This window comes from Alkalibacterium sp. s-m-28 (assembly GCF_054658175.1).
Map to the genome: position 1 here is coordinate 1 of NZ_BAAGIQ010000023.1, position 26106 is coordinate 26106.

The following is a 26106-nucleotide window of genomic DNA, read 5'->3' on the forward strand; positions in this document are numbered from 1 at the left end:
GGGATAGTTTGGTAGTCGGATACCTACTATTTTACCGATAAATGAGGGAGGGGCAAGTGTTTTTTGTCTTTTCCTTGATAGAACAACGGTTATAGACCTTTAAGAACAAAAAAATTTGACAGTAACAATTAAATTCCAGGAGGTAAATATATGCTTATAGCCAGAAATTCATCTACACAGCTGATCATGGCTTCTAAAGCTGATAAAAGAGGATATTATATTTGTCCAGGTTGTGAGAGTCCAGTCATTCTAAAAAAAGGAACAAGGATGACTGCTCACTTTGCCCATGTAAATAAAAATAGCTGTTCATCTTTTTCAGAAGGGGAGACTGAGGAACATCTGAAAGGGAAAACTTCGCTGTACGAAGCTTTTAAACAAGAGAACGTCAAGGTAGAAATAGAGGCTCAGCTTCCTGATATAAATCAGAGACCAGATGTGCTGGTAATTTATAAGGAAGAGGAATATGCAATCGAGTTTCAGTGCAGCCCAATAACAGTATCAGATATAGTCAGGAGGACTCGGGGGTATCATAACTCAGGAAGAAAAGTTATATGGATTGCAGGAAATAAACTGACGAATACTCACAGGCTGACCTCTCTGCAGCGTGCCATGATCTTTGACATTAAGCCTGGAGTGTTTGGCTTTTTCAATTATGATGTAAGTGACGGGCAGATTCGCTGCTACAGAAAGTTAGACCCGCCTGTCTATGAAACAGTACCTTCTGTACTGTCAGTTTTAACGAAATATGAATCGACTACCTGGTGTTCAAAAATTTCACCTGGAAACGTTAATAATATAAAAGACAAAGCTCTGGCTTACCTTAACTGGAAAAGACAAATCAGAGATAAAAGACATCGGGCATTCTTTCAGCTTATATATGAAAGTCAGACCAGTCTAGAATTATTACCTTTAGTTATATTCACTCGACTCGAAACAGACTGGCTGATCAGTACTCCTGCAGTGGAATGGAAGTTGAGGATCTACCAGCTGGTGAGGAGCAAGTCCAGTTTTACTGTCATTACAGAACGTCACTTGAGAGAGACAGTTGAAAGATGGCTCGAAACGCGTCTAATCGTCTATTTCTCAGTCCCTAACATCCTTTCAGATACAGTCATGTTACCAATTTTATCTTTTCTCGATCAGATGACAGAAAGTGGATTGCTCGTTAAGATTCAAAAAAACAAATGGCGACAACGGAGCTGATGAATTAAAGGAATTTAAGATCGGAAGTTATGACAAACTTGCATAAATTGATTATTCTAATCAAATATAAATTATGTTATCATTAAATTATTCTTAAATTATCAGGAGGGAAATGCATGTCAGAGGTCAAATCACTACCTTTAAGAGAAGAAGTACCTAAGGAATTAACATGGGATCTGTCAGTAATATTTGAAAATGATGAGAAATGGGAAGAGGATTTTAAGTCAACTCAGGAAAAGATAGGTGAGATAAAAGAACTGCAGGGGACTCTCGAAGATGGAGCTGTACCATTTCTTGATGCTCTCCAGTCCATGCTTGACTTATCAAGAAAAGTCAGTTCTATCTATGTATATGCTCATTTGAAAAACGATCAGGATACTGCCAACAGCAAGTATCAGGCTATGAATGACAAGGCCAGGTACCTGATTGCGCAGACTCAAGAAGCATCATCCTGGTTCGAACCTGAAGTCATTGAACTGTCTGAAGAGACGCTTGACGGCTATTTCGAAGAAGAAGAGAAACTGAAAGTGTATAAGCATTATGTTGATCAGATGACTGCTAACAAAGCGCACGTTCTATCTTCTGAAATGGAAGCGTTACTTGCAGGTGCAAGTGAGGTGCTGAACTCATCTACGCAGACATTCAGTGTGCTGAACAATGCAGATCTTCAGTTTCCAAAGGTTACAAACGATCAAGGAGAAGATGTTCAGCTGTCTCATGGTATGTTTGGAGAATTGATGGAAAGTACTGATCGACATGTCAGAAAAGAAGCATTTGAGAAAATGTACAGTGTCTATTCAAGCTTCAAGAATACTTTCGCCAGCACTTTGGCATCTACAGTCAAGCATCATAACTATCAAGCAAAAGTTCACAATTATTCTTCTGCAAGAGAAAACGCCTTATCTAACAATCATATTCCGGAAGCAGTTCATGATACACTGATCGATGTTGTAAATGACCATCTTCCCCTGCTTCACAGATACATGGCGCTTCGTAAGAAGGTGCTTAAACTGGATGACCTTCACATGTATTATCTCTATACGCCTATAACTGGTGAAGCAAGCCTAAAATATAACTATGATGAAGCGAAAGACAAAACATATGAAGGGCTGGAAGTTCTGGGCGCAGAGTATAAAGGTGTCCTTGACAAAGCCTTTAATGACAGCTGGATAGATGTAGTCGAGAATAAAGGGAAACGAAGCGGTGCGTATTCATCTGGAGCTTATGATACAAATCCGTACATCCTTTTAAACTGGCATGATTCTCTGAACCATTTATATACACTGGTTCATGAGTTGGGTCACAGTGCACACAGTTACTTTACGCGGAATAATCAGCCTCATGTATATGGGAACTACTCAATTTTTCTTGCGGAGATTGCATCTACCACGAATGAGAACTTGCTGACGGATCATCTGTTGAAAACGACAGAAGACCCTAAAGCTCGAGCTTATGTACTCAGCCATTACCTTGACGGGTTTAAAGGGACGGTCTTCCGTCAGACCCAGTTTGCAGAATTTGAACATTTCATGCATGAAGAAGCTTCTAAAGGAGTTCCTCTGACAGCAGATTTTCTTAGCGAGAACTACCGTGCAATCAACAGCAAATATTATGGCGAAGCAGTTGAAAAAGATGACGAAATACAGTATGAATGGGCACGTATCCCACATTTCTACTACAATTATTACGTATACCAGTATTCAACTGGTTTCTGTGCGGCAACTGCATTAGCGGACAAACTGCTCAACAACGAAGAGGGCGCTCTCGATAAATATCTGACTTATCTTAAAGCCGGCAGTTCAGACTTCCCGATAGAGGTAATGAAAAAAGCTGGAGTAGATATGACTGATAGTGACTATCTGTTAAGAGCCATGAAAGTATTCGAAGACAGACTGAATGAACTGGAAAAAGCTCTTGAAGCAATAGAAGGATAAAGCAGGAGCATAAGAATATAGACTAATGATTTGAACAGACTGAGCTTAAAAGCATGAGACTGCAGGAAACGACCTGTAATCTCTTCAATCAGTAAAAAGGACCTCCTTTACGAAAAGGGGGTCCTTTGTGTATTTATCAACTTTCAGAAATTAAACGGTCTGATAAAGAGAAAAAGAAAGATGAGTCACTGCCTGGTCGTTTTTTTCTGCCTGGTCATTGCACAAGCCGTGAAGCAGCTGTTTCGTTATAGAAGAATCGATACGGTAACCAGAAGTAGTATCTTTAGACGAATACACTACACACGAAGGAGATTCAGTCACTCCCATTTCAAGCGCGAGTTTCTGGTCTTTATTGAATGCTGTTCTTGAAAGCTCCGATTCCAGATCTTCTTCAAACATCTCGATATCCAAATTCAATGCTTCAGCAATTTGTAGCATCAGCTCTCTTGTTACGGCACTACCATCTTTGATGACAGACTGCTGTAGTTTCATAAGGAATTTTCTACCTTTTTTTCTGCCCTGCATTGAAGCGGCCTGAAATGCCAGGCTGGCATTGTAGGAATCAGTATAGAGATGATTACGACTGGAAAGAGAAGAGTCATAATTTCCCTTTACCAGATTACCGATAGAGCGGATATTTAGAATGGGAACAAAACGTACTTTAACTTTTTCGTCTCGTTCAGCAGAGAAAGCTTCAACAAGTTTTTCGGATTCATAGCACGTCCTTCCTAATGGATTAACGAACAAGAATACTTCAATAATATTGTTTAAAAACATAATTAACACTCACCTAGTTTATAGTTTAGTTTATCAGTTGAAATTCTTCGATTAATTATCTTGGGCTAAAATTAAATAGCTCATTACAATATATAGACTAACAAACAAACTAGTTTATTAATAATAATCTGCATGAATTTTGACTGAAAATCTAAATGAATGTAACAAATCCGTCACAAATGATTTAATACCGTTTTTTTCCGGCGTTAAAGGCACGTGATATTTTATTTTCGGTTTTCCTTTTAGGAATGTCATAATGATCAAGTATAGACTTGAACACCTTGAGCCCAGTTTCTTCTGAAGCGGCTTCCACTTCAAGTTCATAGTCTACTTGTCCACTGTATGTGCTTTTATCCAGTACCACAAATGTATCATCCCTCATTGTCTCAAGGCGTGCTGTGTGCAGCTCTGCCAGTTTGATGACGGAACGATTAAGAATAGGTTCTTCAACTTCGAGTATTTCTATGACTGGTTCTGGTATCTGAAAAGCTCCTTGGATGGTCATCAGATGAGCATCATCGAGTGACAGAGGAAGGTTAAGTTCTTTGTGATGCCCCTCGAAGGGTGTCTTGAGTGTCAGTTCGGCGTCGTCTTCTTTAAGCCTTAATCTAAGTGCACAGCCTCTGTTCTTCAGCTCCAATGACGGCGTGTCGAAATAAACATTACGCTGAGAGAACTCGGTAAACTTATCCTGCCTGAAATCAGTGTAAAGCTGTTCGTATTCCTGTCTGGTTAATATGTTTTTAAATTCTATTTCCATTTCCTGTTCCATTGTGTATTTCCTTTCCGATAAAGATCAGTCAATTATTTTATTCAAAAAGATTATGGTACAATAGTAACAAGAAACTACACTAAAAAAAAGCAAAGAAGGTAGAGGATATGGATAGAGATTGGGAACTTTTCCTGCTTCCTTACAAGCAAACAGTAGATGAACTGAAAGTAAAGCTTCGCGGACTGAGAAACATGTACCTGTTGAAAAAAGAACATGGGCCTATCGAATTCGTTACGGGCAGAGTGAAACCGATCAATAGTATCCTTATCAAATCAAGGACCCGTAAAATTTCTCTGGATAAACTGGAAACGGATATGGAAGATCTGGCAGGAATAAGAATCATGTGTCCGTTTGTAGAAGATATTTATGATGTAGTTGAGATGCTAAAAAGTAGAAATGATTTAAATGTGGTATACGAAAAAGACTATGTAACCCATAAGAAAGAAAGTGGGTACCGTTCTTATCACCTTATCTGCGAGTACCCTGTTCAACTGATCGACGAGGTGAAAGTGGTACTGGTTGAGATACAGATCAGAACGCTGGCAATGAATTTCTGGGCATCTATCGAGCATTCTCTGAATTATAAATACGCTGGTGAGTACCCTACAGAAATAAATGATCGCCTGCAGAAGGCTGCAGAGTCCGCTTTTCAGCTGGACGAGGAGATGTCCACGATACGAGACGAAATTAAGGATATACAGGCAAGTTATCGATTTAAAAAAGACTGAGTAAAAGGGATGGTTGAACAGTGAGGATAGCGGTGGTCCACAATTATACGGAAGAATCATTAAAAGTGAGTACCAGACTAAAAAAATTATTGACAGATTCTTCTTTTACTATAGGGAAACAGAATCCGCAAATCGTTATTTCGGTAGGGGGTGATGGTACCTTGTTGTCAGCCTTCCACAGATATGCCCATATGCTGGATCAGGTCAGATTCATCGGTGTACATACTGGCCATCTGGGCTTTTATACGGATTGGCGGGAGTATAACATTGAAGCACTTGTGGAGAGTCTGGAAAACGATACAGGTGAATTCATTCAGTATCCCTTGCTGGATGTTGAAGTTGTCTACAAGAATAAAAACGAAACTAAACATTTCCTTGCCTTAAATGAATCGACGATTAAAAGAGTGGATGGAACATTGGTTTGCGATGTATACATCAAGGAAGAACATTTTGAACGGTTCAGAGGAGATGGCCTATGTATTTCCACCCCGACCGGTTCGACTGGGTACAATAAGTCTGTGGGGGGAGCGGTGCTGCATCCCAGACTTGAAGCACTGCAGTTAACAGAAATGGCATCACTGAATAATCGTGTATTCCGTACACTTAGTTCTCCAATGATTATAGCACCGGACGAGTGGATCAAAATCAGGCCGATCGATACAGATGATTTCACTTTAACTATAGATCAGCTGGTATCCAATGAAGGAAATGTCGATTATCTGGGGTTCCGTATAGCCAGTGAACGCATACGCTTTGCCCAGTATCAGCATACCCATTTCTGGGACAGAGTAGAAGACGCTTTTTTAGGAGCAAAGAAAAATAATGGAAATTAAGTGGACAGTTGAAGAAAATGAAGAGGAAAATGTGCTACTGAAGACGTTTTTGAAAAAGCGGCAGATATCCAAACGAGTCTTGACGAAAGTGAAGTACCGGGGGGGAAGTCTCAAAGTAAACGGACACCATGTGAGAGTCCGTGAAGAGTTAAATCATGGAGATGTTGTATCCATGACGATTCCCCAGGAAATGGGGAGTGTAAACCTGTCTTCTTCCAGTACATCTGTAGATGTGCTATATGAAGATGACCATTATCTCTTTATCAACAAACCCAGTGGGGTCGCTTCAGTACCTTCATCCGTTCATCCTGTAAATACAATTGCCAACCGTGTCAAAGGTTACATCGAGCAGAACGATTATTACCATCAGACGGTGCATATTGTCAGCCGGCTCGACCGGGACACATCGGGTGTTATGATCTTTGCCAAACATACACTAGCACACTCGTTCATGGATCGTCTCTTGAAGGAGAAAGAAATCTATAAAGAATATGTCGCATATGTAAAAGGAAACCTGCAGAAAGACCATGGCCTTATCGATCAGCCGATCGGTAGAGAAGAAGGGTCTATCATCAAAAGAAGAGTGGATAAAGCCGGAAAACCTTCCGTGACAGAATATTGGACAACTGACAGGTTCCTGGAAGCAACCAGAGTGAAAGTTCAGCTGCACACGGGTCGGACACACCAGATCAGAGTCCATTTTGCGCATTTGAATCACGCGTTACTGGGAGATACCCTCTACGGAGATGAAGAGACCCGTATAATTGACAGACAAGCTCTCCATTGCTCTTGTATCAGGTTTACTCATCCCTTTACTCACCAAAAAGTCATCGTTCAGACTGAACTTCCAGAAGATATGACCAACCTTGAACATAAATTAAAAGATAGACTGGATGGTTAAATCTGGTCTATCTTCTTTTGCATGAAGTGATGAGGGATACCAGCATCCAGAAAGCCATCTCCTTCAACTGTATAATCAGCTTTTTCATAGAACGGGATGGCATGATCCTGTGAATCCAGAATAAGCCTTGATCCGTTAAGTTCCTTTACAGCTAACCGCTCAATCTCCTGGAGGAGTTTCAGTCCTAGTCCTGTACCTCGATAGTCTTTTAGAACAGCTACCCGCTGGATTTTAATATCCCCGTTGTCTTTCTTAAGTAGTCTTGCCGTGCAAGCAGGCTTATCTTGAACATATCCCACCAGGTGAAGGGTCTGATCTTCCAGGTCGTCGATTTCGAGTGATTCATCGACATTCTGTTCTTCAACGAATACTATTTTCCTTATTGCAAGAGCATCTGTACATGTCGTGCTTGAAAGATCGGTCGTTTTCCTGAATTCCATCTGTGATCATCTCCTATAAAATTACTATCAACTATATCAATTCATAATAATTTAGTCAATCTAACTTAAAAACTCCCCTTTCAATATAAACTTGGGTAACATATAATAGAAGAGGAAGTTTTAAAGAAAGAGGAGAAGACTGTGATAGATTGGAAAAAATCCAAGTTAATGTTCTGGACGATATGGTTGCTGGCTGTATCAGTACTCATTTTCGTTCTTCAGCAGATCGATTTTATTTTGAATCCTCTGGTCGGTATCCTGACGGCATTATTCATGCCTTTATTGATCGCAGGATTTTTATATTACCTACTCAATCCGGTCGTCAAGCTCTTGGAACGGATCAAGGTTAAACGTGTCTTCGGCATTGCGATTGTCATGATTCTTCTGTTAGGCTTAATGCTCCTTACAGTTCTGCTCGGTATGCCGATGCTGATTGATCAGGCGACGAACCTAGTGTCAGGCATACCTGTCTTTATCAGTGAACTCGAGACATATTCACTGAGCCTTGCTGAGGAACCGTGGATGCAGCAGGTGGACATTCAGGCGGCATTAAACAACCTGGAACTATGGCTGAGAGATATCAGCTCCCAGTTTCTGTCCGGTTTTGTGGCTAGTGTCGGTGGAGCAATTCAGATGTTTACAGAAATTGCATTTATATCCATTACTGTTCCAGTGATTTTGTTCTATATGCTTTATGATGGGGAAAAATTTCTACCATTTGCTGTAAATCTGACTCCAGTAAAATTCAAGGAAAATGTGAAAGAGATGATTATCCAGACAGATGCTACGATATCTAGTTATATCTCTGGGAAGGGAATGGCATCATTTCTTGTAGGGCTGCTGCTATTCATACTTTACTCTATCGTTCGCATGCCTTCAGCTTTTCTGCTGTCAGTATTCGCTGCGATCACTAATTTCATCCCGTATGTCGGGCCCTTCATTGGTGCAGGTCCTGCGGTGATTGTTGGACTGATTGAATCACCCGGCAGGGCTGTTCTTGCTGCAGTTTTCGTTCTTATAGTCCAGCAGCTGGACAGCAACCTATTTACACCATTGCTGGTCGGAAAATCTTTGTCCATTCACCCCCTTACTGTCATCCTGGTCCTGCTGGCATCAGCTAATATTGCCGGTCTGATAGGTATGTTTATCGGGGTTCCGTTATTTGCAATTATCAAGACTATTGCTATATATACAATAAGAATGGTCAAGCAGCACAATCTGGCTAAGATGCCAATAGAAAAATAATACTAATAGATTGAGGAAGTTTAAGCGTGATAAATGAAAAAGAATTAAAAAAAGAAGTAAGTAGAAGACGGACATTTGCCATTATTTCTCACCCGGATGCGGGGAAAACAACTATAACTGAACAGCTGCTCATGTTTGGGGGAGCGATCCGTCAAGCCGGAACCGTAAAAGCCAAGAAAAGTGGGAAGTTCGCAAAATCTGACTGGATGGAAATCGAGAAGCAGAGAGGGATCTCTGTAACAAGTTCTGTCATGCAGTTTGAATATCAGAATAAACGCATCAATATCCTCGACACTCCTGGACACGAAGACTTCTCGGAAGACACATACCGCACTTTGATGGCTGTGGATGCTGCTGTCATGGTCGTTGACAGTGCAAAAGGAATTGAGGAACAGACTAAGAAACTGTTTAAGGTCTGTCGTATGCGAGGCATTCCAATTTTTACATTTATGAATAAACTTGATAGAGATGGAAGGGAACCTCTTGAGCTCATAGAAGAACTTGAGGAAGTACTTGAAATCGATGCCTATCCAATGAACTGGCCAATCGGCTCAGGTAAGACTCTTCTGGGTTTATACGATCTTTATCATAACCGGATCGAAGCCTTCAGACCAGAAGAACTGAACAACGGTGAACGGTTCATCTCTTTGAATGATGAAGGTGAAATCGAAGGTGAGCATGCACTGAAAAATGAAAGCTTGTATCATCAAGTACTTGAAGAGGCTCTTCTCCTGAAAGAAGCTGGAAATGATTTTTCAAGAGAAGCAATCAGCCAAGGAGAACTGACTCCAGTTTTCTTCGGCTCAGCTTTGACGAACTTTGGCGTACAGACTTTCCTTGAAACATTTCTGGATTTTGCTCCGGAACCTGGTGAACAGGAAACAGAAGAAGATGAGATCGTAGAACCGGAGGATACTGAATTTTCAGGATTCGTATTTAAAATACAGGCTAATATGGATCCTAAACACCGTGACCGTATCGCATTTTTACGTATCTGTTCAGGTAAGTTTGAACGGGGTATAGATGTTACACTATCCAGAGAAGATAAGAAAATTCGTCTGTCAAACTCAACTCAGTTCATGGCTGAAAGCAGAGAAACAGTCTCTGAAGCCGTGGCAGGGGATATTATCGGACTTTATGACACGGGTAATTTTCAAATTGGAGATACAATCTATTCTGGTAAAAACAAAGTGACCTTTAAAGAGCTGCCACAGTTTACACCTGAATTATTCATGAAAGTCGAACCGAAAAATGTAATGAAACAAAAATCCTTCCACAAAGGTATCAACCAGCTGGTTCAGGAAGGGGCAATCCAGCTGTACAAATCATTCCATACTGAGACTTATATTATTGGAGCAGTGGGACAGCTGCAATTTGAGGTTTTCCTGCATCGTATGAGAAATGAATATAACTCAGAAGTGATTATGACTTCAATCGGAAATCGCATAGCGAGATGGATAGACCGTGAACAGCTCGACGAGAATATGGGATCCAGCAGAAACATGCTGGTAAGAGACAGATTTGATAACCCGCTCTTCCTTTTCGAAAACGAATTTGCCATGAGATGGTTCAGTGACAAGTATCCAGATGTAACGCTTACTTCCTTACTATAAGAAAAAAAAGCCACCCAGTTAGAGGGTGCGTCTTAGGGATTATTAATCCCGTAAAAATATCGGCATAGTTTGGTATGTATTACCGGCTATGCCGATTTTTCTTGTTTTGTGGTGGACGTAGAAACCGGTGGATCAAATTCGCCAATACAGTTATAAACTATTTTGATACGCTGTACTCGTCTGCCATCAATGCGCTCTGCCTTGTAAACATAGATTTTTTCAACAAACTCCCGGATAATCTCCGCTGTGAGTTCCTTTATATCCGTGTACTTTTTTATCAAGGCGAGGAAGTGGTCAACATTAAGAGCGCTTTCCTTTTCCTCGGTCATTGTGGATTTCAGTTCTGCTACTCGGTTTTCGAGGGTATGCTGCTCGGCTTCATAGCTTGCAGTCATTTTGGCAAAACGCTCATCAGAAATCTTACCTTCTATATTATCCTCATAGAGCCTTTGAATAATATTGTCCAACTTGCTGATACGAGCTTGTGACTGCTCTAATTCTCGTTTGCTGTCACGCATACTTTTGTCAAGGTCAGTCCTTGTTTTCTTGGTAACAATCTCCACAAATTCGTCCTCATGGTCTCTGGCATAAGCGGTTACCCGGCGGATACCGTCAAGGAGTAATTCCTCGACTACTACATTGCGTATCTGGTGGGAACTGCAGCCGCCTTTTATCTTACGGTAGGTAGCACACACAAAATATTCTTTTTCATGCTCCCAACCACGTCCACGCACTTGGTACAGTTTGTTTTCGCAATCCGCACAGAACATCATACCGGAGAGGATTGGCATTTCACCCATTGGTGTAAGCCTGCGTCTGCCATCCCGGATTTTCTGTACTACCTCGAACACAGGCTCTTCAATAATTGCTTCGTGGGTATTCTCGAAAATCTGCCATTCTGACGGGTCGTTCTTCAACTGCTTTTTGTTCTTATAGGACTTGCGATAGGTTTTGAAGTTAACCGTATGCCCTAAATACTCCTGCCTTGAAAGCATATGAACGATCGTACTGCCTCGCCAGATATAATCATCATCATGGCCTCTGTTGTCTGGGATGTTGATTCCGTTTGCCTTAGCATGAGCCGTTGGATTCATTATCTTCTTTTTGCTGAATTCTTTGGCTATCTGCGTAGGGCCATAACCTTGCATACACAAGTGAAATGCCTCTTTTACCACTTTGGCAGCTTCTTCATCAATAATCCAATGGGTCTTATCTTCCGGGTCTTTAATGTAGCCATAAGGTGGATTGGTGCAAAGCGGCTTGCCGGATTGACCTTTTGACTTAAAGACGGAGCGGATTTTCTTGCTCGTATCCTTGGCATACCATTCGTTGATGATATTGAGAAACGGTGTAAAATCGCTATCTTGCTGATTGGCACTGTCCACATTGTTGTTTATAGCTATAAAGCGGATATCAGAGCCGGGAAATAATACCTCGGTGTAATAACCTACTTTAAGATAATCTCTCCCAAGACGGCTCATGTCCTTTACAATGACGGTGCCAATGTTGCCTTCTTCCACTTGGGATAAAAGGCGCTGCCAATCCGGTCGGTCAAAGTTCGTGCCGCTATACCCATCGTCCACAAAGAACTCTATGTTTGCAAAGCCGTTGTCATCAGCGTATTTCTGTAAAATGGCTTTCTGGTTTTTAATGCTGTTTGAATCTCCCTGCATCTCATCATCTCGTGAGAGACGGCAGTACAGAGCGGTTATTTTATCATTATTCTTCACAGTAGTGTTAGACTGTCTAATATTCATGTTTTTCCTCCTTTCCGACAGTCTTCAAGCGGTACTCTATATTCCCGTACTACTGTGAAGAAGTCAAGTTGATATGGGCTAAGAAGCCTTCATTTCAAGGCTTTTAATGTCATTCAGTATCATGCGTTTCAGTTTGTCATAAGCAGTCTCTTTGGCAGCACTACTGACTGCTGATTCTATAATGTAGAGCGTGTCACCAATGAGTTTTTCGTTGATGCTGATGGTCTTTTCATCCATAGGGATTCCTCCTTTCGATATGGCGTAACGAATCGTTACTCCCGTTGTTGTTTTTCAGACCGGTAGGGGGTGGTCTGATCTCTGTACCTTTTCATCTCGGACAGCGGCGTGGGGCTTCGTGTAAAAAAACGCAGATTCAAACGAGGGTATAGCCCATAGCCCCTAAAGGGTGGTGAAAGCGCCTAATGCAGATTTCCAGACACTTTCACCATATATAAGCCAATTGCCCGCTTACACAGCCATCTGTATCACCTTTATAGCTTCTGGGCGAATCAACTTGCCATCGAGACGCTCGTAACCGAGATAACCCTTAAGCTGTGATAATACATACTTTTCAAACAATGGCCTTACTGTAAGCGGCATACGCTCAACTATCCAATAGTAGGAAAAGTCACCGAAAGCAATCGGCTTATTTCCTGCAGCGATGGTTGGCATATTGTTTGAGATAACCACAGACCTGCCAAGCAGATTAGTCGGATTCTCAGGCCATAGATAGTTTCCTCCATTGTCCTTGAGTGTACGGAGTGCCAAGGCTGTGGTGTCGCCCATAACCCATACAGCCTTTTCACGGTATTCCGGCTTTACGGAATGGAATAGCTTCATTATTTCATCAAGAGTCACTGCTGTTGTAGATAAAGCCGTCATTCCGACATCAGCTCCATTTGTGCTACTCAGAATTCCTGTTGGGCGTCCATTTCCATCACCGTTGAGGAAGGCGTTCTCCTCGGCTTTGCCGAAACGGCGGGCAAAGTCTCTAACAAGATATCTCTCTATATCGAACTGTTTGTCCTCAATGAAGTGAACATGGAGTTTAGCAATAGAAGCCAGCTTGTATGCTTCAAAATCGTATTGGTTGAAGGTGTCATTGTCTTCTGGAATAGTGCTGCCTTGTGGTATCCAGTCTGCTACCGCAGTAGCAGAAATAGCGTGAACAGTGCTATCAAGGGTAGGTGTTTGTATTATGGTAGCGAACCTGCGGAAGAGGTTTTCTTTATTGAGAGCCTCGTTATAGAGGTTATTTGCTTCTTCCGGTAGCAAGTATGTTCCAGTGGTTGTGTCTGCCATCTCGCGATACTGGCCGGCAAGGTTTTGACCTCTGCGTATCATGTTCCAGAAATCAGTTTTGTAAGATGTGTTTGACATGGTAATATTCCTCCTTTATTTACTGCATTTTTTGCAGGTGTAGACTGGGGTTTCGTGCTTGTTTGCCGGGAATACAGGCTCCATCACGAGCTTGCATTGCGGACAATACACCTGATAATTTCTTACGCAATGCTCAGCCGTAATCTGATTTTTGCAATTCAGACGGTAGATGCCATCCATAATTCGGGTGAGCCAGAAAGCGCTACTTTGGCCTGCGCATTTCTGAAGCTGCTCTTCGGTCATTGTGGTTTCGCGTGGAATTAAGCAACCGTGACCAACTGTGGTAAGTGTGTAATTTTGCGACATATTCATGTCCTCCTTTGATTTATCAAGTCAAGTTTATTTATGCTTTCTTGGGATTGGGTTTATCAGCACATACGCACCACCGCCTTTCATGTTCACAGTGGGGCAAGCTGTGGCAGGAAATATATATAATCCTCTATAGAGATATTGGTTTTTGAAACAACCAGATTTACTTGCCACATAATGCCCCATGTGTTTATGTCAAGAATTCAGATATCAGCTTGTAGCCGATAACCATTGTGGTTTTCTCACCGCCGAAGCGTGGACGCTTTCGTTTGACTTCGGCAACGGCAGCAAGACTTTGCTTGAAATTCTTCATGCTTTCCGGGTATTGACCGTTTTCACCGCACCACTGTCTGTATCGCTCGTATACGGCTGAGGTGCGCTCCTCAGCAATTCCGTCCTGTTCCATACAATCCTCAAGAAAAAGCTGGATCTTATCACTGTCATGGTGATACTGGGCAGTGGCGTTCTTTACCGATAACGGCAATGCAAGACCTTCAGCGTTTAGCATCCGATAACCCTCAAGCAGCCAGTTCAGGATTGCGGATTGTGCTTCCGGTTTGGTAAATTCATCCTTCAGCGTTTTGTCTTGCTCGGCTTCCTCAAAATGACGCTCAAAGGGAACGATGATGATACGCCCACTGGTGAAAATCGTCATATCATTAATAACAGGCAGGTAGTTTGTGTTGATGTAAAGCTTGAACTGGGGCTTGAAATCAAAGCTGTTTTCATGCAGAAACCTTGCATTTATGGTGTCGTTGCCCGTCATGCTCTTTACTTGCGCAGAATTGAGTACCAAGCCTTTACCTGGCTCTGGGATATTCACAAAGCGCACTCCGGCAAGCCTGGCAATATCCTCGCTTGGCTGAGAACTGTTGGTGCTATTCTTCATAGCGATGGTTTCAGGTTTAGATGAACAGCCGTAGCTGCCGAACACCTTTAATACACTTTCACACAGCGTTCCTTTACCATTGCGGGTACTGGCACCGTAGAGGATGGTCATGCATTCATGACGGGTATCTCCTGTCAAGCCATAGCCGAGGATTTTCTGTAAGAACTTGGCTCTCTTTGCATCACCACTTGTGATTTCATAAATGAATGAATCCCAACGCTTGCAGCGAACTTTCGGGTCAAATTTAACAGGGGTTATCTTTGTCAGTTTGTCCTCACTGCAATGCCCGGAGAAGGTGCCTGTATCCATATGCAAGGTGCCGTTCCTGCAGTTGAAAGCATAAGGGTCGGCGTCAAACTTTTTAATAGAAATGGGATGGTGAACCTGTGCATCCTTGAGGATATTCACACGATAGCTGTGGGACTGCCATTTTTTAATGTGGGCAATATAACCTTTCCGCTTATGCTCGTCCTTGATATTCAGAGCGTACATATACAGAAGGTCTGCCAAGTCCATGCAGCGTTTCATCGCTTTTAGATTCCCTACATCTGATATCCAGATGCCATCCTCGTAGCAGAACCATATCCTGCGTTCCGGCACATAACGGAGAATCTCTTTATAGAAGTCCGCAAACAATCTGCCCGCACCGATATCTGTCCAGGGATATTGGCTTGTGTTCTCTGGCTTCATTTCCTCAAGCCGGGGCATATGCTCGTCAAAGTTCTCGATGGCACTGTTTCGCATGATAGGCTTATAGAAATTTGTCATACCGCTGACGGCATTTCGAATGGTGATGCTGCCGTAAGTATCACCTCCTCGGCGGCTGTCCCATTTGTCGCGCATTAAACAGGACTGCCGAAACAGTCTGTCTATCTGCTCGTAATTTCCATTACAATAGAAAGCGAGAATAGAACAGAGTGCCTGATCTGCTTCGCTCTGCGAGGGATAGCCTGTAATATCTCCCTCCCACAGCCTTTTAAACTTCTCTCTGTTCTTTGCAGCCATTGCCTTATCCAGTACGCTCTCATCGGATAAGTAACTTTCTCTCTCCATGATTTCCGCAGACACTTTTGGAGTAGGGCGTTTCATATGTGTGTCGAGCAGCCATTGCAAGGCTTCAGTACATTCAACAATATCGCCACTCTGATGCACATTGCCCGTGACGGTAACAAAGCGTGTGGTGACATTTGGAACATAGACCTCGATATTACCTCGCTTGATGTAGTAAATATCTGTATCGTATGTGTAGCCCACCGGGGCTAAGCAAAGTATGCGTAAGCCTGTACCACTTGGACTTATCTCAATATATGCCTGTGTAAACATCTGCGCGATGGCAAGCGCCCACGGCAGCACTGCTCCGTCTTTGATGCAATGGTCAAGGTCGATGCCGATAATGCGGTTTGATACACGGATACCAATGCCGCTGTAATTTACAGATGCTGCAACCGCAGTAGTAAAATCGGTAAAGGTTGCAGTCTTAGATACGCTGGCTCTGCCTCCCGTCCTTGGGTTATATGGAACCTTGGTATGCTTGTTATTTACGGTTTCGTACTGCCAACAACAGAACTCGGCATTGTCTTTGACATACTGGGGAATGTTGTCAAAATTCATTTCATTGCTCCTCCTTATGTATTTCTGCCGCTCTGCTATTCAAAGGACAGATGATATGTTCAGAGGGAGATTTTCTTTCCTCTACTAATAGCCGAAATATTTAACCCCCTCAATATTCACAGGACAGTTATCAAGCATTTGAACGACTTTTCGAGAAAATATTTTTTGTCCCTACTTTGTAGCCACGGGGAAAGAGCAAATCTGACGATTTTTGAAAAAATATTTTTTATCTGTATGCAACACCTAAAAACCGATCTCCCAATATTAAAAAAAGAATGTTAAATTCACAGAACCTCAATTCTGTGGATTTAACATCCCTGCCTTGCTTGCGGGAAATATTTTGTACGACATTCGAGCCGTCAACTATATTGTGACAGTTGGGATTGCCAAGCTGAGCTTAATCGTAGAAACAGACGAGCCAGAAGGACGTTGAAGCTGAAAACAAAGAATAAAAAACAGACCTTGCTACTATTCCCGGTATAGGTACAGTAACAAGGTCTATTTGTTTGTGATTACTTATTTGAGATTTTCCTTGATAAAAGCAATATCCTTCTCGGATAGCACTGTGATTACTTTCAAGTGACTGAAATGCTCCTGCAACTGCTTTTCTAATTCTTCTTTGCAGTTATATGGACCACTGATTTTAATAAGGTTATTATCGGAATCTTTGCAATAGGCTGTGAAGATGGTCTTATCTAATTGTTCGCAGAACTCTTCATAACCTAAATGTCCGGCGGTTTTCATAGCTTTGCTGGCACTCTGCAATTCTTGCTGTGTCCAATCTCTACTCATGCGGCACCTCCTTCACTACGTATATTGCTCTGAAAAAGGATAATAGCAAGTATCAAAACTTTCCTAATTTTATCACTTGTTTATTGTGGAAATCACTTATTCGTGATATGATAGCTGTGTTAGTTTACTGATGGAGGTTGAAACTATGGCTGTAAGCTACAAGAAACTTTTTCACTTAATGATTGAGAAAAATATAGCCGCTCCACAGTTACAAAAACAAGCCGGTTTCAGTGGCAATATTCTCACGCGCCTCAGGCGCAATAACTATGTGTCTTTGCAGAGTATAGAAACCATTTGTAAAGTCTTAGACTGCAAGGTGGACGATATATTAGAGTTTGCACCAGATGGGATCCAGGATGGTAAACCTTAAATTCTAAGACCCATTTTTCCTGTCCTGTGGAAATATATTAAGAAAGTGTATTTGTAGTTGAGTAAACAGTTTGGATGTATGCATGAAATAGGTATTTTCAAGAAAAAAATTAGATTTCTAATTAATTCTATTTTGTTGGGAGGTTTGTTATGGAGTTCAGAAAAATATTTGATACAATTCCTGAAAAGTTTGACAGATGGAGACCACGATATTGTGATGAGGTATTTGAATATATTATTAATCATACTCATCTTGATTCACAAAAATACGTTCTCGAAATCGGACCTGGAACAGGGCAAGCCACAGAACCTATTTTGAAAACATTCTGTAATTACTTGGCAATTGAACTCGGAGAAAACCTCGCAGAATATACTAAAGAAAAATTCAAAGAATACAATAACTTTCAGATTGTAAATGCTGATTTTGAAACATACGACTTTGGGAAACAAAGATTTGATTTGGTTTTTTCTGCCGCAACAATTCAATGGATACCTGAACAAATTGCTTTTTCAAGAAGTTTTAATTTATTAAATAATGGCGGGGTTGTGGCAATGATGATGATGCACGGTGATTATAAAACACCAAACGAAGCATTGTATAATGAAATTCAAAAAGTATACACTGAACATTTTCACCCTGTAACTCCGTATACACAGAAACTCAATTACAGTAATGTAGTTAATTATGGTTTCTTTGATTTTAAACGTATGGAATTCTATAGCAAAAGAGAATTTACTTCAGATGACTATGTTGAATATCTTGGTACTCACTGTGATCATATAGTTTTAAATGAACCATATCGATCAAAGTTTTATGAAGGTATTAGAACTGCTATTAAAAATGCAGGAAATAAAATTGAATTTAATGATACGGTCGTTTTATATTTAGCAAAAAGGCTATAATTTACTGCTGCAGCAGTATTTGGGGGGTAAGCCATGAATCACATGGGTACGTTTAAAATTCAAACAAAAAGACTATTATTAAGACGATTTACAGAAAGGGATGCTTCGGCTGCATATGGCAATTGGACAAGTGATGAAAAAGTCACGGAGTTTTTAAGATGGCCCACTCACAAATCAATTGATATAACTAAAAGCATTATTAGCGACTGGGTAAATTCATATAAGAACGTTGATTTTTATCAATGGGCAATTGTATTCATAGAATACGGAGATGAGCCTATCGGTACTATTAGTGTTGTTGATAACAACGAAAAATTAAGTATAGTACATATCGGTTATTGTATTGGAAGTAAGTGGTGGAACCGAGGTGTTACAAGCGAAGCATTTTCTGGAATTATACCTTTTCTTTTTGATGAGGTAAAAGTAAATCGCATTGAATCACAACATGACCCTAATAACCCCAATTCAGGAAAAGTTATGACTAAGTGTGGTTTGAAATATGAGGGAACACTTAGGCAAGCCGACTTTAGTAATAAAGGGATTGTTGATGCGTCTATGTATAGCCTTTTAGCCAGTGAATATTATGCGACAAAATAAGTAAGCGAATTTACCAACGATTTGTACCAATTGGAAAAGTGGCAGATTATGATGAGCCAGAGAACAAGTGTATACTCATGGCTTATAGTGACAATCAATGGCTTATGGATAAATGGAAGGCAGCAAAAATATGAAAAACATAATCACAATTCAGCACACTCAAGCGGTTCACCACACAACCGACATGGTAGGTTCATGGACAGATTGGGAGCTGACCGATTTGGGCAAAGCTCACGCTGAGAATATCGGTAGGCGTCTGTCTGCCGAATTTGGCGATAAGCCTTGCAAGATTTACTGTTCCGACCTTACACGGACAAAGCAGACTGCCGAGCCGATTGCACGGTATCTTGGTCTTTCCGTGGAGTACCGAAAGGAACTGCGAGAGCATAATATCGGTGCGGATGCTATCGGAAAACCGCGCAAGTGGCAGAGCAAAAATCAAAGCCCGATACGTACAATTGACGATAAACCCTTCCCCGATGCGGAGTCTGGGCGGGATGTCTGGAATCGTATGTCGGCGTTTTGCAAGGAAATCGTGCAGAGCGATGACGAAAACATTATCATAGTTTCGCACGGATTCTGCCTGCCAATGTTTTTCTCAGTATGGCTTGGCTGGGATATTGAGATGCTTAGCAAATGTGAATTCGGTGGCAGAGCCGGAGGCGTATCGCGGATGAGCGAAAATGCCGATGGAATAAGGATAATTCAGTACTTAAACGACATGTCATACGCTATGGAGGACGCACGATGAGCGATATTTTATTTCACCACGACAATTACATATTCAGCTACCGCGTTTCTGGAATCCTCGTCTGCGATGGCAAGGTGCTATTACAGGCACCAAAAGATATGGACGAATACGCCTTCATCGGCGGTCATGTAGCTTTGGGTGAAACGAATGAAGAAACTCTGATAAGAGAGTGGCGTGAGGAAGTCGGCGCAGATATTGAGGTTGGCGAGCTTAAATGGGTTGAAGAAAACTTTTTCTCATGGGGCGATAAGCCTTGCCATCAGATATGTCTGTCCTACTTAGTTCATTTGAAGGTCACAAGTCAAATCCCGCTGGATGGCAGCTTCGTCAGCAAAGAGTATCTTGAGGAAGATAAAAACGCTATCTTTTTTCACTGGGTGTCGCTCCCCAATGTAAAAAATCTGGCGGTGTATCCAACAAAGGCGGCAGAACTGCTTCCTTTACTTGATGAGGATGTGAAGCATTTTGTTTACAAGGAGTGATGAAATTGGGTAAGCCATACGCCATAATCTTACTCGGTGCTAATGGTAGCGGCAAGTCTACTCTCGGCAGTGAGCTTGCGCGCGCAATGAATTTCGCGCATTTTGATGTAGAGGATTACTACTTTTATAAAACCGATGTACCATACACCGCTCTTCGACCACAGGAAGAACGGAATGAAATGCTGCTCTTAGATATGAAAAACCACAGCTCATTTGTTGTATCCGGTGACATTTCAGGCTGGAGCGATGAATTCCTAACGATGTTCGATCTTGCTGTCTTTCTAACAGCACCTACGGATATTCGCATGAAACGCATCGAAAGTCGCGAATATGCCCGATGGGGTGACCGAGTATATGTAGGCGGCGATATGTATGAGTCGCAAAAAAGATTTCGAGAGTTTGCCGCCACACGGGATGTCTGCTTGCTCGAACAACGTGCTTTAAGATATTCGTGCCCTGTTCTTCATATTGACGGAACGCAGGATATTCATGATACTATAAAGCTGATTACACAGCAGCATTGCGCAGGACCTGTAAAGGACATTGCCATTCGCATTGGAGTCGAGAAAGATGCGGCAGAACTGAATCGATTAAATACAGTATTTAATGGCGTGGGTAACATCAGCGACGAGTTTATTGCACTTTCTATCCGTAATAACGACCAAGAGCAGGTGTTTGTTGCGGAACACGGCGAACAGCTTGTTGGCTTTTGCTGTGTACAGTTATTCAAATCATTTTGTTATGACAGCAATTATGCGGAGATAACGGAATTATTCGTTGATGAGCAGTACCGTAGAAAGGGCATTGCAACTCAACTTATGAAGTATGCCCAAGATTATTATGCCGATAAAAACATCGTTGGATTTCAGCTCTTTACGGGCGGTAAAAATATCTCAGCCCAAAGGTTTTATGAGTGCCTCGGTTACTTAAAAACAGACGAGATAATGTACAGAAAGAGGAAATAGCGTGATAAACCGAATGAATTTAAGGATGCCAACTTTATATGGTTCTTTGTTTGGCAGGACTGTAGGGACAATGGAGGTGTTATTTAGGCTAAAACTTCGCAATTCCGGTCGAGTGGTTACCAGCCTCTATTGATATACTGAATGCTGGAGGTGGAAAATGGAATTATCGGACAAAGTCAAAGCTGTGAGCAGAATGCAGCATTATATCTCTACACATTTGGACGAAGATATCACGTTGGATTCCCTTGCCAATATCGCTGGGTACAGCAAATATTATGCCCTCAGAATTTTCAAAGAACTGACAGGCCGGACGCCTTTTGAAACTATCCGCGCCCTACGTCTGACTAAAGCAGCGCAGACCCTGCAGTCTTCCGATGAAAAGATTGTTGACTTAGCAATAAGCAGCGGTTTTGATTCCCATGATGGATTCACACGGGCATTTGACCGGCAGTTTGGCATTACCCCGCAAAAATATCACGTGAGACATCACCGGTAAGTTGGTTTGTCCACTACCCCATTGAAGCCTACTATATACTGAAAGAAGGTATAGAGCCTATGTTAAACGAGAAAATATCACGAACTATTACGGTTACTGTGGTAGAGAGACCAGCAAGAAAGCTGATTTTTCTGCGTCACAACTCGACTGATTATTTCGCCGCTTGCGAGGAAGTTGGCTGTGACTGGGAGGGCTTTTACAACAGCATTCCGGAAAAATATGACACCGCCGCGGGAGGTCGTTTGCCGAAATTCTTAATTCAACCCGACACAAACGGTCAAGCGTTTTTCGTTGAAGTCCCATTCGATTATAGCAAACCTATACCAAATGGCTATGAAATTGCAGAACTGCCACCCTGCACCTATCTCTATTTTAATGGTATGCCATTTGAAGATCATAACGATTTTCCTATCGCGATTGGGATTTTAAATGAGGCCATTGAGAATTATCCATATGAACGGTTAGGATGGAAAAAATCAGATAATGTGCCATATCTGGGGATGGGTGCGGAGGCAGAAACGGGAGCGCGGTCAGCTGTGCCTGTAGAAAAACTGTAAGGCAAGATACCCCACAAAATTCTAAAGAAAATGTCGGGTATCAGTTTATAATGCCTGCTATACTGATTTTAGAAAGGAGGTCGGGGTATGGATATTCTTACCCAATTAAACCACGCGATGGCGTATATTGAAGCACAAATTGAAAACGATTTAGATCTGGCAGACGTATCAACTGTCACGAACTATTCACCATATCATTTTGGGCGACTGTTCTACTATATCGCCGATATGCCGCTGTCGGAGTATATCCGCAAGCGTAAGTTAAGTTTGGCGGCAATGGCGCTGAAAAGTGGTAATGAGAAGGTTGTCGATTTAGCGGTGAAGTATGGATACGATAGCGCGGATAGTTTTACGCGCGCATTTGTCAAACAACATGGTGTCACACCATCTGCCGCGCGGCAACCGGGTGTGAATTTAACCATCTTTCCGCCGCTAACCTTTCAAATTAAAATTAAAGGAGTGCAGGCTATGAATTGGCGAATTGAAGAAAAAGAGGCATTTGAGGTATTTGGTATTGAGCGTGTTTTTGGTAACGACGAAACAGGTAAGGTTCCTGATTTCTGGACGGAGTGTCATAATAACGGTGAATATGAACGGCTGTTTCGGGCAGCAGGCGGAGTAAAAGCCACCCATGGCCCTTGTGTTGTAAACGCTGTGTGCGGTTATTGCGATCCAGGCGATAATACTTTCCCTTACATGATTTGTGCCTTTGTAAAAGACGGTTGCAAAACGGACGGATTTAAAGTTGTGCAAATTCCGAAGACGACTTGGGCGATATTCCGCAGTAACGAAACGGACACGATAGGGTTGCAGATACCACAATTATTTAGCCGCGCGTATAGTGAATGGCTACCATCATCAGGATATGATAAAGTTTCTGGAGCCGATATTGAAGTTTATGGTATAGCCGACAGCGGGAAATACTATGAGGAAGTTTGGTTACCGGTCAAAGAAAAGTAACTGTAAATTTTTAAAACTGTGAAATTTTGAATTACTTAAATAAAAACAACATGATAAAATACGGTTCAGACCGAATCATTCAATTACAATGACACAGAACAAATAAGTAGAAATATCTGGAATCCAATTGGAGTATTTCTCTAACCAAAAATAACCAACGCATAAAGAAAGACTGCACTAAAGGTTTTATCCTTCGGTGCAGTCTTTACTTTCGAGCCTCCGCTTGAAGAGAGTCGGTCAAAAATTTTACTTGTTTTCGTAAATCCCTAAGTTGAACTCCCTTTCGGGTGGCTTTTTTCAATTTACTCAGTGTTGTCTGATTCTTCAGAATCATTTTCGGAAGGGGATGGTTGTGTGCTGTTTTCTCTGCGGATCTGAATATTACCTTCGTCATCTACCGTTGCGATGATGTGACCAGGTTCTGGATGGTTCAGATAAAATTCTGCAATTTTATCCTCGATCTGCTCTTCGATCACACGACGTAACGGTCGTGCACCCATTTTAGGGTCATATCCAAGATCGACTAGTTTCTCTTTTGCAGACTGGTCTACAGTGAGTGTGATGTCATGCTCGCGAAGAGCGTCATTGACATCTTCCAGCATCAACTCGATAATTTCCAGAAGATTTTCTTTGGATAGTGGATGGAACTCGATGATGCCGTCGAATCGGTTAAGAAATTCAGGTTTAAAGTAGTCACCCAGGTGGTTCAGGATCGAATGCTGATCGCCGTTCATCTGGGCCCCGAACCCAACGCTTGATTCGACATTTGTCGTACCAGCATTACTGGTCATGATGATAATTGTTTCTTTAAAGTTAACTGTACGTCCTTGAGCATCAGTCAGTCGCCCATCGTCAAGAATCTGCAGGAACATGTTAAGCACATCTGGGTGTGCTTTTTCGACTTCATCCACGAGGATAAGGCTGTAAGGGTTCCTTCTGACTTTTTCCGTCAGCTGACCCGCTTCTTCATAACCGACATAACCAGGAGGAGAGCCGATCAATTTGGATGTGCTGTGTTTTTCCATATACTCACTCATGTCTAAACGGATATAGGAATCTTTACTTCCAAACAGTTCAAGAGCCAGTGATTTGGCCAGTTCAGTCTTACCGACACCTGTAGGACCAACAAACATAAAGGAGCCGATCGGACGGTTTTTCTTTCTCAAGCCGATGCGATTTCTTCTGATAGCTTTTGCTACTTTTGTAACAGCTTCATCCTGTCCAACAACATGTTTTTTAAGAGATTTATCTAGATCTTTCAGCTGTTTCTGTTCTTTCTCTTTCATCTCACCAACTGGAATGCCAGTTTTGATTTCAATGATATTGATGATGTCCTGTTCTGTTACCTCAGGTAGATCAGATTCTGGCGTCTGCTGATCGATCATATCTTTGTATTTAGCTGACTGATCCCGGTAAAAAGCTGCCTTCTCGTAATCTTCCTGCTCAAGTGCTTCCTGTTTGAGCGTCTCAGCTTCCTTGATCTTTTCTTCCAGTGAAGCAGGATCAACTGTCTGAATAGTCAGATTTTTCTTGGATCCTGATTCATCAAGCAAGTCAATGGCTTTGTCCGGAAGGAATCGATCTTGTATATAGCGATGTGATAGCTCGACCGCGGCTTTGATCGCCTTGTCTGTATATCTTACGTGATGGTAATCTTCATATTGCTTCTGAATACCTTTCAGAATAGTCAGCGTTTCATCTAAAGACGGCTCATTGACTCGAACTGGCTGGAGACGGCGCTCAAGGGCCGGATCCTTCTCGATTTTGCGGTATTCATTCATTGTCGTTGCACCGATCATCTGAAGTTCGCCTCTAGCTAGTGCAGGTTTCAGTATATTTCCAGCATCCATACTGCTTCCTTCAGCTGAACCAGCACCGACAATCTCATGTACCTCATCAATGAAGAGAATGATATTATCATTTTCCTTCAGTTCGTTCATCAATTGCTGCATACGCTCTTCAAATTGACCTCTGATTCCCGTTCCTTGAACGAGAGAGACGACATCTAAACGGATAACCTCTTTATCTTGAAGTTTCTGAGGGACATCGCCTTCAGTGATTTTCAGAGCTAGTCCTTCGACGATAGCTGTTTTACCTACTCCAGCTTCTCCAGTCAGTACCGGGTTGTTTTTTGTACGTCTATTTAAAATTTCGATGACGCGTTCTATTTCCCTGTCGCGACCGATGACTGGATCGATTTTCCCTTCTCTTGCCATCTGTGTTAAATCGACGCCATACTCACTGAGAAGACCGCCTCGGGCCCCATTGCTAGGAGGCTGGTTATTTCCTCTGAAATGCTGAGGTTCAGAAGGAGGAGTCTGACCTTGATTCTGAGGGCCCATTCCTCTTGAAAGAGCTTTGAAAAAATCATCAAATTGATTGAAACCAAACGGATCACTCTGATTACCCTGGTTCATGCGCCCTTGTTGCTCCTGCTGTTTGATTTCCCTATAACATTTCTGACAAAGATCGATTTCTCGTTTCTGACCATTGATACTTGTAGTTAAGTGTATTGTTGCGTTACGTTCCATACAACGTTGACATATCATATTCAAGACCTTCCTTTCCGAGATGATAGTCTCATTATACTAATATACTCAAGTTTCGCACCCCTAAGAACTCCGTTCTATCCTTTACATTATAAGGATTATTTAGATTAATCAGCTTAAAGGTAAAGAAAAAGACAGCTCTCTTTGGTAAAATGTGAGTACCACTACCAACATTCCAAGGAGAGATGTCTTATGGCTAACATTTTACCAAATAATTCAGAAAAAAACGAGTTTTATTCGAGTATTGATCACTTTATCAAACAATTTACAGTCGGAACCCTGTTAAATCGGTC

At 41.8% G+C, this 26106-nt stretch carries 26 protein-coding genes; 16 read left to right on the plus strand and 10 right to left on the minus strand.

Annotated elements, in window-relative coordinates:
- Nucleotides 1–150: 150 nt before the first annotated feature.
- Both ACYQ4S_RS04870 and pepF read left to right on the plus strand, forming a co-directional pair.
- A complete protein-coding gene (locus tag ACYQ4S_RS04870; RefSeq protein WP_346024627.1) occupies nucleotides 151–1203 on the plus strand; it encodes a competence protein CoiA in 1053 nt (350 codons plus the stop codon).
- A 116-nt stretch (nucleotides 1204–1319) separates the two neighbouring features.
- Nucleotides 1320–3137, plus strand: a complete 1818-nt coding sequence (gene pepF / locus ACYQ4S_RS04875; protein WP_459769725.1) for an oligoendopeptidase F — start codon at nucleotides 1320–1322, stop codon at nucleotides 3135–3137.
- A 150-nt stretch (nucleotides 3138–3287) separates the two neighbouring features.
- Here the strand turns inward: pepF and ACYQ4S_RS04880 are convergent, their stop codons facing one another.
- Both ACYQ4S_RS04880 and ACYQ4S_RS04885 read right to left on the minus strand, forming a co-directional pair.
- Complete coding sequence (locus ACYQ4S_RS04880; RefSeq protein ID WP_346024625.1) at nucleotides 3288–3914, minus strand: DsbA family protein; 627 nt, start codon at nucleotides 3912–3914, stop codon at nucleotides 3288–3290.
- 184 nt (nucleotides 3915–4098) lie between these two features.
- Nucleotides 4099–4686 carry a CYTH domain-containing protein gene (locus tag ACYQ4S_RS04885; RefSeq protein ID WP_346024624.1) on the minus strand — a complete coding sequence of 196 codons (588 nt, stop codon included), beginning with the start codon at nucleotides 4684–4686 and terminating at the stop codon, nucleotides 4099–4101.
- Between the two features lie 107 nt (nucleotides 4687–4793).
- On the opposite strand from ACYQ4S_RS04885, the gene ACYQ4S_RS04890 reads away from it, so the two are divergent.
- From ACYQ4S_RS04890 to ACYQ4S_RS04900, 3 genes are read left to right on the plus strand one after another with little or no spacing between them, the layout of a single operon-like run.
- Entirely contained in the window at nucleotides 4794–5414 is a 621-nt protein-coding gene (locus ACYQ4S_RS04890) for a GTP pyrophosphokinase (protein ID WP_346024623.1), read from the plus strand.
- A 20-nt stretch (nucleotides 5415–5434) separates the two neighbouring features.
- Nucleotides 5435–6247 (plus strand): NAD kinase, encoded by an 813-nt coding sequence (locus tag ACYQ4S_RS04895; protein ID WP_346024622.1) that lies wholly within the window; start codon nucleotides 5435–5437, stop codon nucleotides 6245–6247.
- Entirely contained in the window at nucleotides 6237–7148 is a 912-nt protein-coding gene (locus ACYQ4S_RS04900) for an RluA family pseudouridine synthase (protein WP_459769728.1), read from the plus strand. The genes ACYQ4S_RS04895 and ACYQ4S_RS04900 overlap by 11 nt, the downstream gene beginning before the upstream one ends.
- On the opposite strand, the gene ACYQ4S_RS04905 is transcribed toward ACYQ4S_RS04900, so the two are convergent.
- A complete protein-coding gene (locus ACYQ4S_RS04905) occupies nucleotides 7145–7588 on the minus strand; it encodes a GNAT family N-acetyltransferase (protein ID WP_459769729.1) in 444 nt (147 codons plus the stop codon). The two genes, ACYQ4S_RS04900 and ACYQ4S_RS04905, sit on opposite strands and share 4 nt — an antisense overlap.
- Nucleotides 7589–7729: 141 nt before the next feature.
- On the opposite strand from ACYQ4S_RS04905, the gene ACYQ4S_RS04910 reads away from it, so the two are divergent.
- Both ACYQ4S_RS04910 and ACYQ4S_RS04915 read left to right on the plus strand, forming a co-directional pair.
- Nucleotides 7730–8833, plus strand: a complete 1104-nt coding sequence (locus ACYQ4S_RS04910) for an AI-2E family transporter (protein ID WP_346024619.1) — start codon at nucleotides 7730–7732, stop codon at nucleotides 8831–8833.
- A 29-nt stretch (nucleotides 8834–8862) separates the two neighbouring features.
- Nucleotides 8863–10446, plus strand: coding sequence for a peptide chain release factor 3 (locus tag ACYQ4S_RS04915; protein ID WP_459769759.1), 1584 nt, complete (start codon nucleotides 8863–8865; stop codon nucleotides 10444–10446).
- Nucleotides 10447–10532: 86 nt separating this feature from the next.
- Here the strand turns inward: ACYQ4S_RS04915 and ACYQ4S_RS04920 are convergent, their stop codons facing one another.
- The 6 genes from ACYQ4S_RS04920 to ACYQ4S_RS04945 form a co-directional block, all read right to left on the minus strand.
- Nucleotides 10533–12203, minus strand: a complete 1671-nt coding sequence (locus ACYQ4S_RS04920; RefSeq protein WP_459769731.1) for a DUF4368 domain-containing protein — start codon at nucleotides 12201–12203, stop codon at nucleotides 10533–10535.
- Nucleotides 12204–12281: 78 nt separating this feature from the next.
- Nucleotides 12282–12440 carry a transposon-encoded TnpW family protein gene (locus ACYQ4S_RS04925; protein WP_459769732.1) on the minus strand — a complete coding sequence of 53 codons (159 nt, stop codon included), beginning with the start codon at nucleotides 12438–12440 and terminating at the stop codon, nucleotides 12282–12284.
- A 231-nt stretch (nucleotides 12441–12671) separates the two neighbouring features.
- The gene (locus ACYQ4S_RS04930; protein WP_459769734.1) at nucleotides 12672–13583 is read right to left on the minus strand and encodes a phage major capsid protein; all 912 of its coding nucleotides are present in this window, start codon (nucleotides 13581–13583) and stop codon (nucleotides 12672–12674) included.
- Between the two features lie 15 nt (nucleotides 13584–13598).
- The gene (locus ACYQ4S_RS04935) at nucleotides 13599–13889 is read right to left on the minus strand and encodes a hypothetical protein (RefSeq protein WP_459769736.1); all 291 of its coding nucleotides are present in this window, start codon (nucleotides 13887–13889) and stop codon (nucleotides 13599–13601) included.
- Nucleotides 13890–14082: 193 nt separating this feature from the next.
- Nucleotides 14083–16392 carry a phage/plasmid primase, P4 family gene (locus ACYQ4S_RS04940; RefSeq protein WP_459769737.1) on the minus strand — a complete coding sequence of 770 codons (2310 nt, stop codon included), beginning with the start codon at nucleotides 16390–16392 and terminating at the stop codon, nucleotides 14083–14085.
- 516 nt (nucleotides 16393–16908) lie between these two features.
- Complete coding sequence (locus ACYQ4S_RS04945; RefSeq protein ID WP_459769739.1) at nucleotides 16909–17184, minus strand: hypothetical protein; 276 nt, start codon at nucleotides 17182–17184, stop codon at nucleotides 16909–16911.
- A 145-nt stretch (nucleotides 17185–17329) separates the two neighbouring features.
- On the opposite strand from ACYQ4S_RS04945, the gene ACYQ4S_RS04950 reads away from it, so the two are divergent.
- From ACYQ4S_RS04950 to ACYQ4S_RS04990, 9 genes are all read left to right on the plus strand, one after another.
- Nucleotides 17330–17554, plus strand: a complete 225-nt coding sequence (locus ACYQ4S_RS04950; RefSeq protein WP_459769741.1) for a helix-turn-helix domain-containing protein — start codon at nucleotides 17330–17332, stop codon at nucleotides 17552–17554.
- 149 nt (nucleotides 17555–17703) lie between these two features.
- Entirely contained in the window at nucleotides 17704–18456 is a 753-nt protein-coding gene (locus ACYQ4S_RS04955) for an rRNA adenine N-6-methyltransferase family protein (protein ID WP_459769743.1), read from the plus strand.
- A 33-nt stretch (nucleotides 18457–18489) separates the two neighbouring features.
- Complete coding sequence (locus tag ACYQ4S_RS04960) at nucleotides 18490–19053, plus strand: GNAT family N-acetyltransferase (protein ID WP_459769745.1); 564 nt, start codon at nucleotides 18490–18492, stop codon at nucleotides 19051–19053.
- Between the two features lie 130 nt (nucleotides 19054–19183).
- A complete protein-coding gene (locus tag ACYQ4S_RS04965) occupies nucleotides 19184–19804 on the plus strand; it encodes a histidine phosphatase family protein (protein ID WP_459769747.1) in 621 nt (206 codons plus the stop codon).
- A complete protein-coding gene (locus ACYQ4S_RS04970) occupies nucleotides 19801–20286 on the plus strand; it encodes an NUDIX hydrolase (protein WP_459769749.1) in 486 nt (161 codons plus the stop codon). The genes ACYQ4S_RS04965 and ACYQ4S_RS04970 overlap by 4 nt, the downstream gene beginning before the upstream one ends.
- 5 nt (nucleotides 20287–20291) lie before the next feature.
- Entirely contained in the window at nucleotides 20292–21251 is a 960-nt protein-coding gene (locus tag ACYQ4S_RS04975) for a GNAT family N-acetyltransferase (RefSeq protein WP_459769751.1), read from the plus strand.
- Between the two features lie 157 nt (nucleotides 21252–21408).
- Nucleotides 21409–21747, plus strand: coding sequence for a helix-turn-helix transcriptional regulator (locus ACYQ4S_RS04980; protein ID WP_459769753.1), 339 nt, complete (start codon nucleotides 21409–21411; stop codon nucleotides 21745–21747).
- Nucleotides 21748–21806: 59 nt separating this feature from the next.
- Nucleotides 21807–22304 (plus strand): hypothetical protein, encoded by a 498-nt coding sequence (locus tag ACYQ4S_RS04985; RefSeq protein ID WP_459769755.1) that lies wholly within the window; start codon nucleotides 21807–21809, stop codon nucleotides 22302–22304.
- A gap of 87 nt (nucleotides 22305–22391) precedes the next feature.
- On the plus strand, nucleotides 22392–23264 hold the full coding sequence (locus tag ACYQ4S_RS04990; RefSeq protein ID WP_459769757.1) for an effector binding domain-containing protein: 873 nt from the start codon (nucleotides 22392–22394) through the stop codon (nucleotides 23262–23264).
- 302 nt (nucleotides 23265–23566) lie between these two features.
- Here the strand turns inward: ACYQ4S_RS04990 and ACYQ4S_RS04995 are convergent, their stop codons facing one another.
- Nucleotides 23567–25813: an ATP-dependent Clp protease ATP-binding subunit gene (locus ACYQ4S_RS04995; RefSeq protein WP_346024618.1), complete on the minus strand. Its 2247-nt coding sequence runs from the start codon at nucleotides 25811–25813 to the stop codon at nucleotides 23567–23569.
- Between the last annotated feature and the right edge of the window lie 293 nt (nucleotides 25814–26106).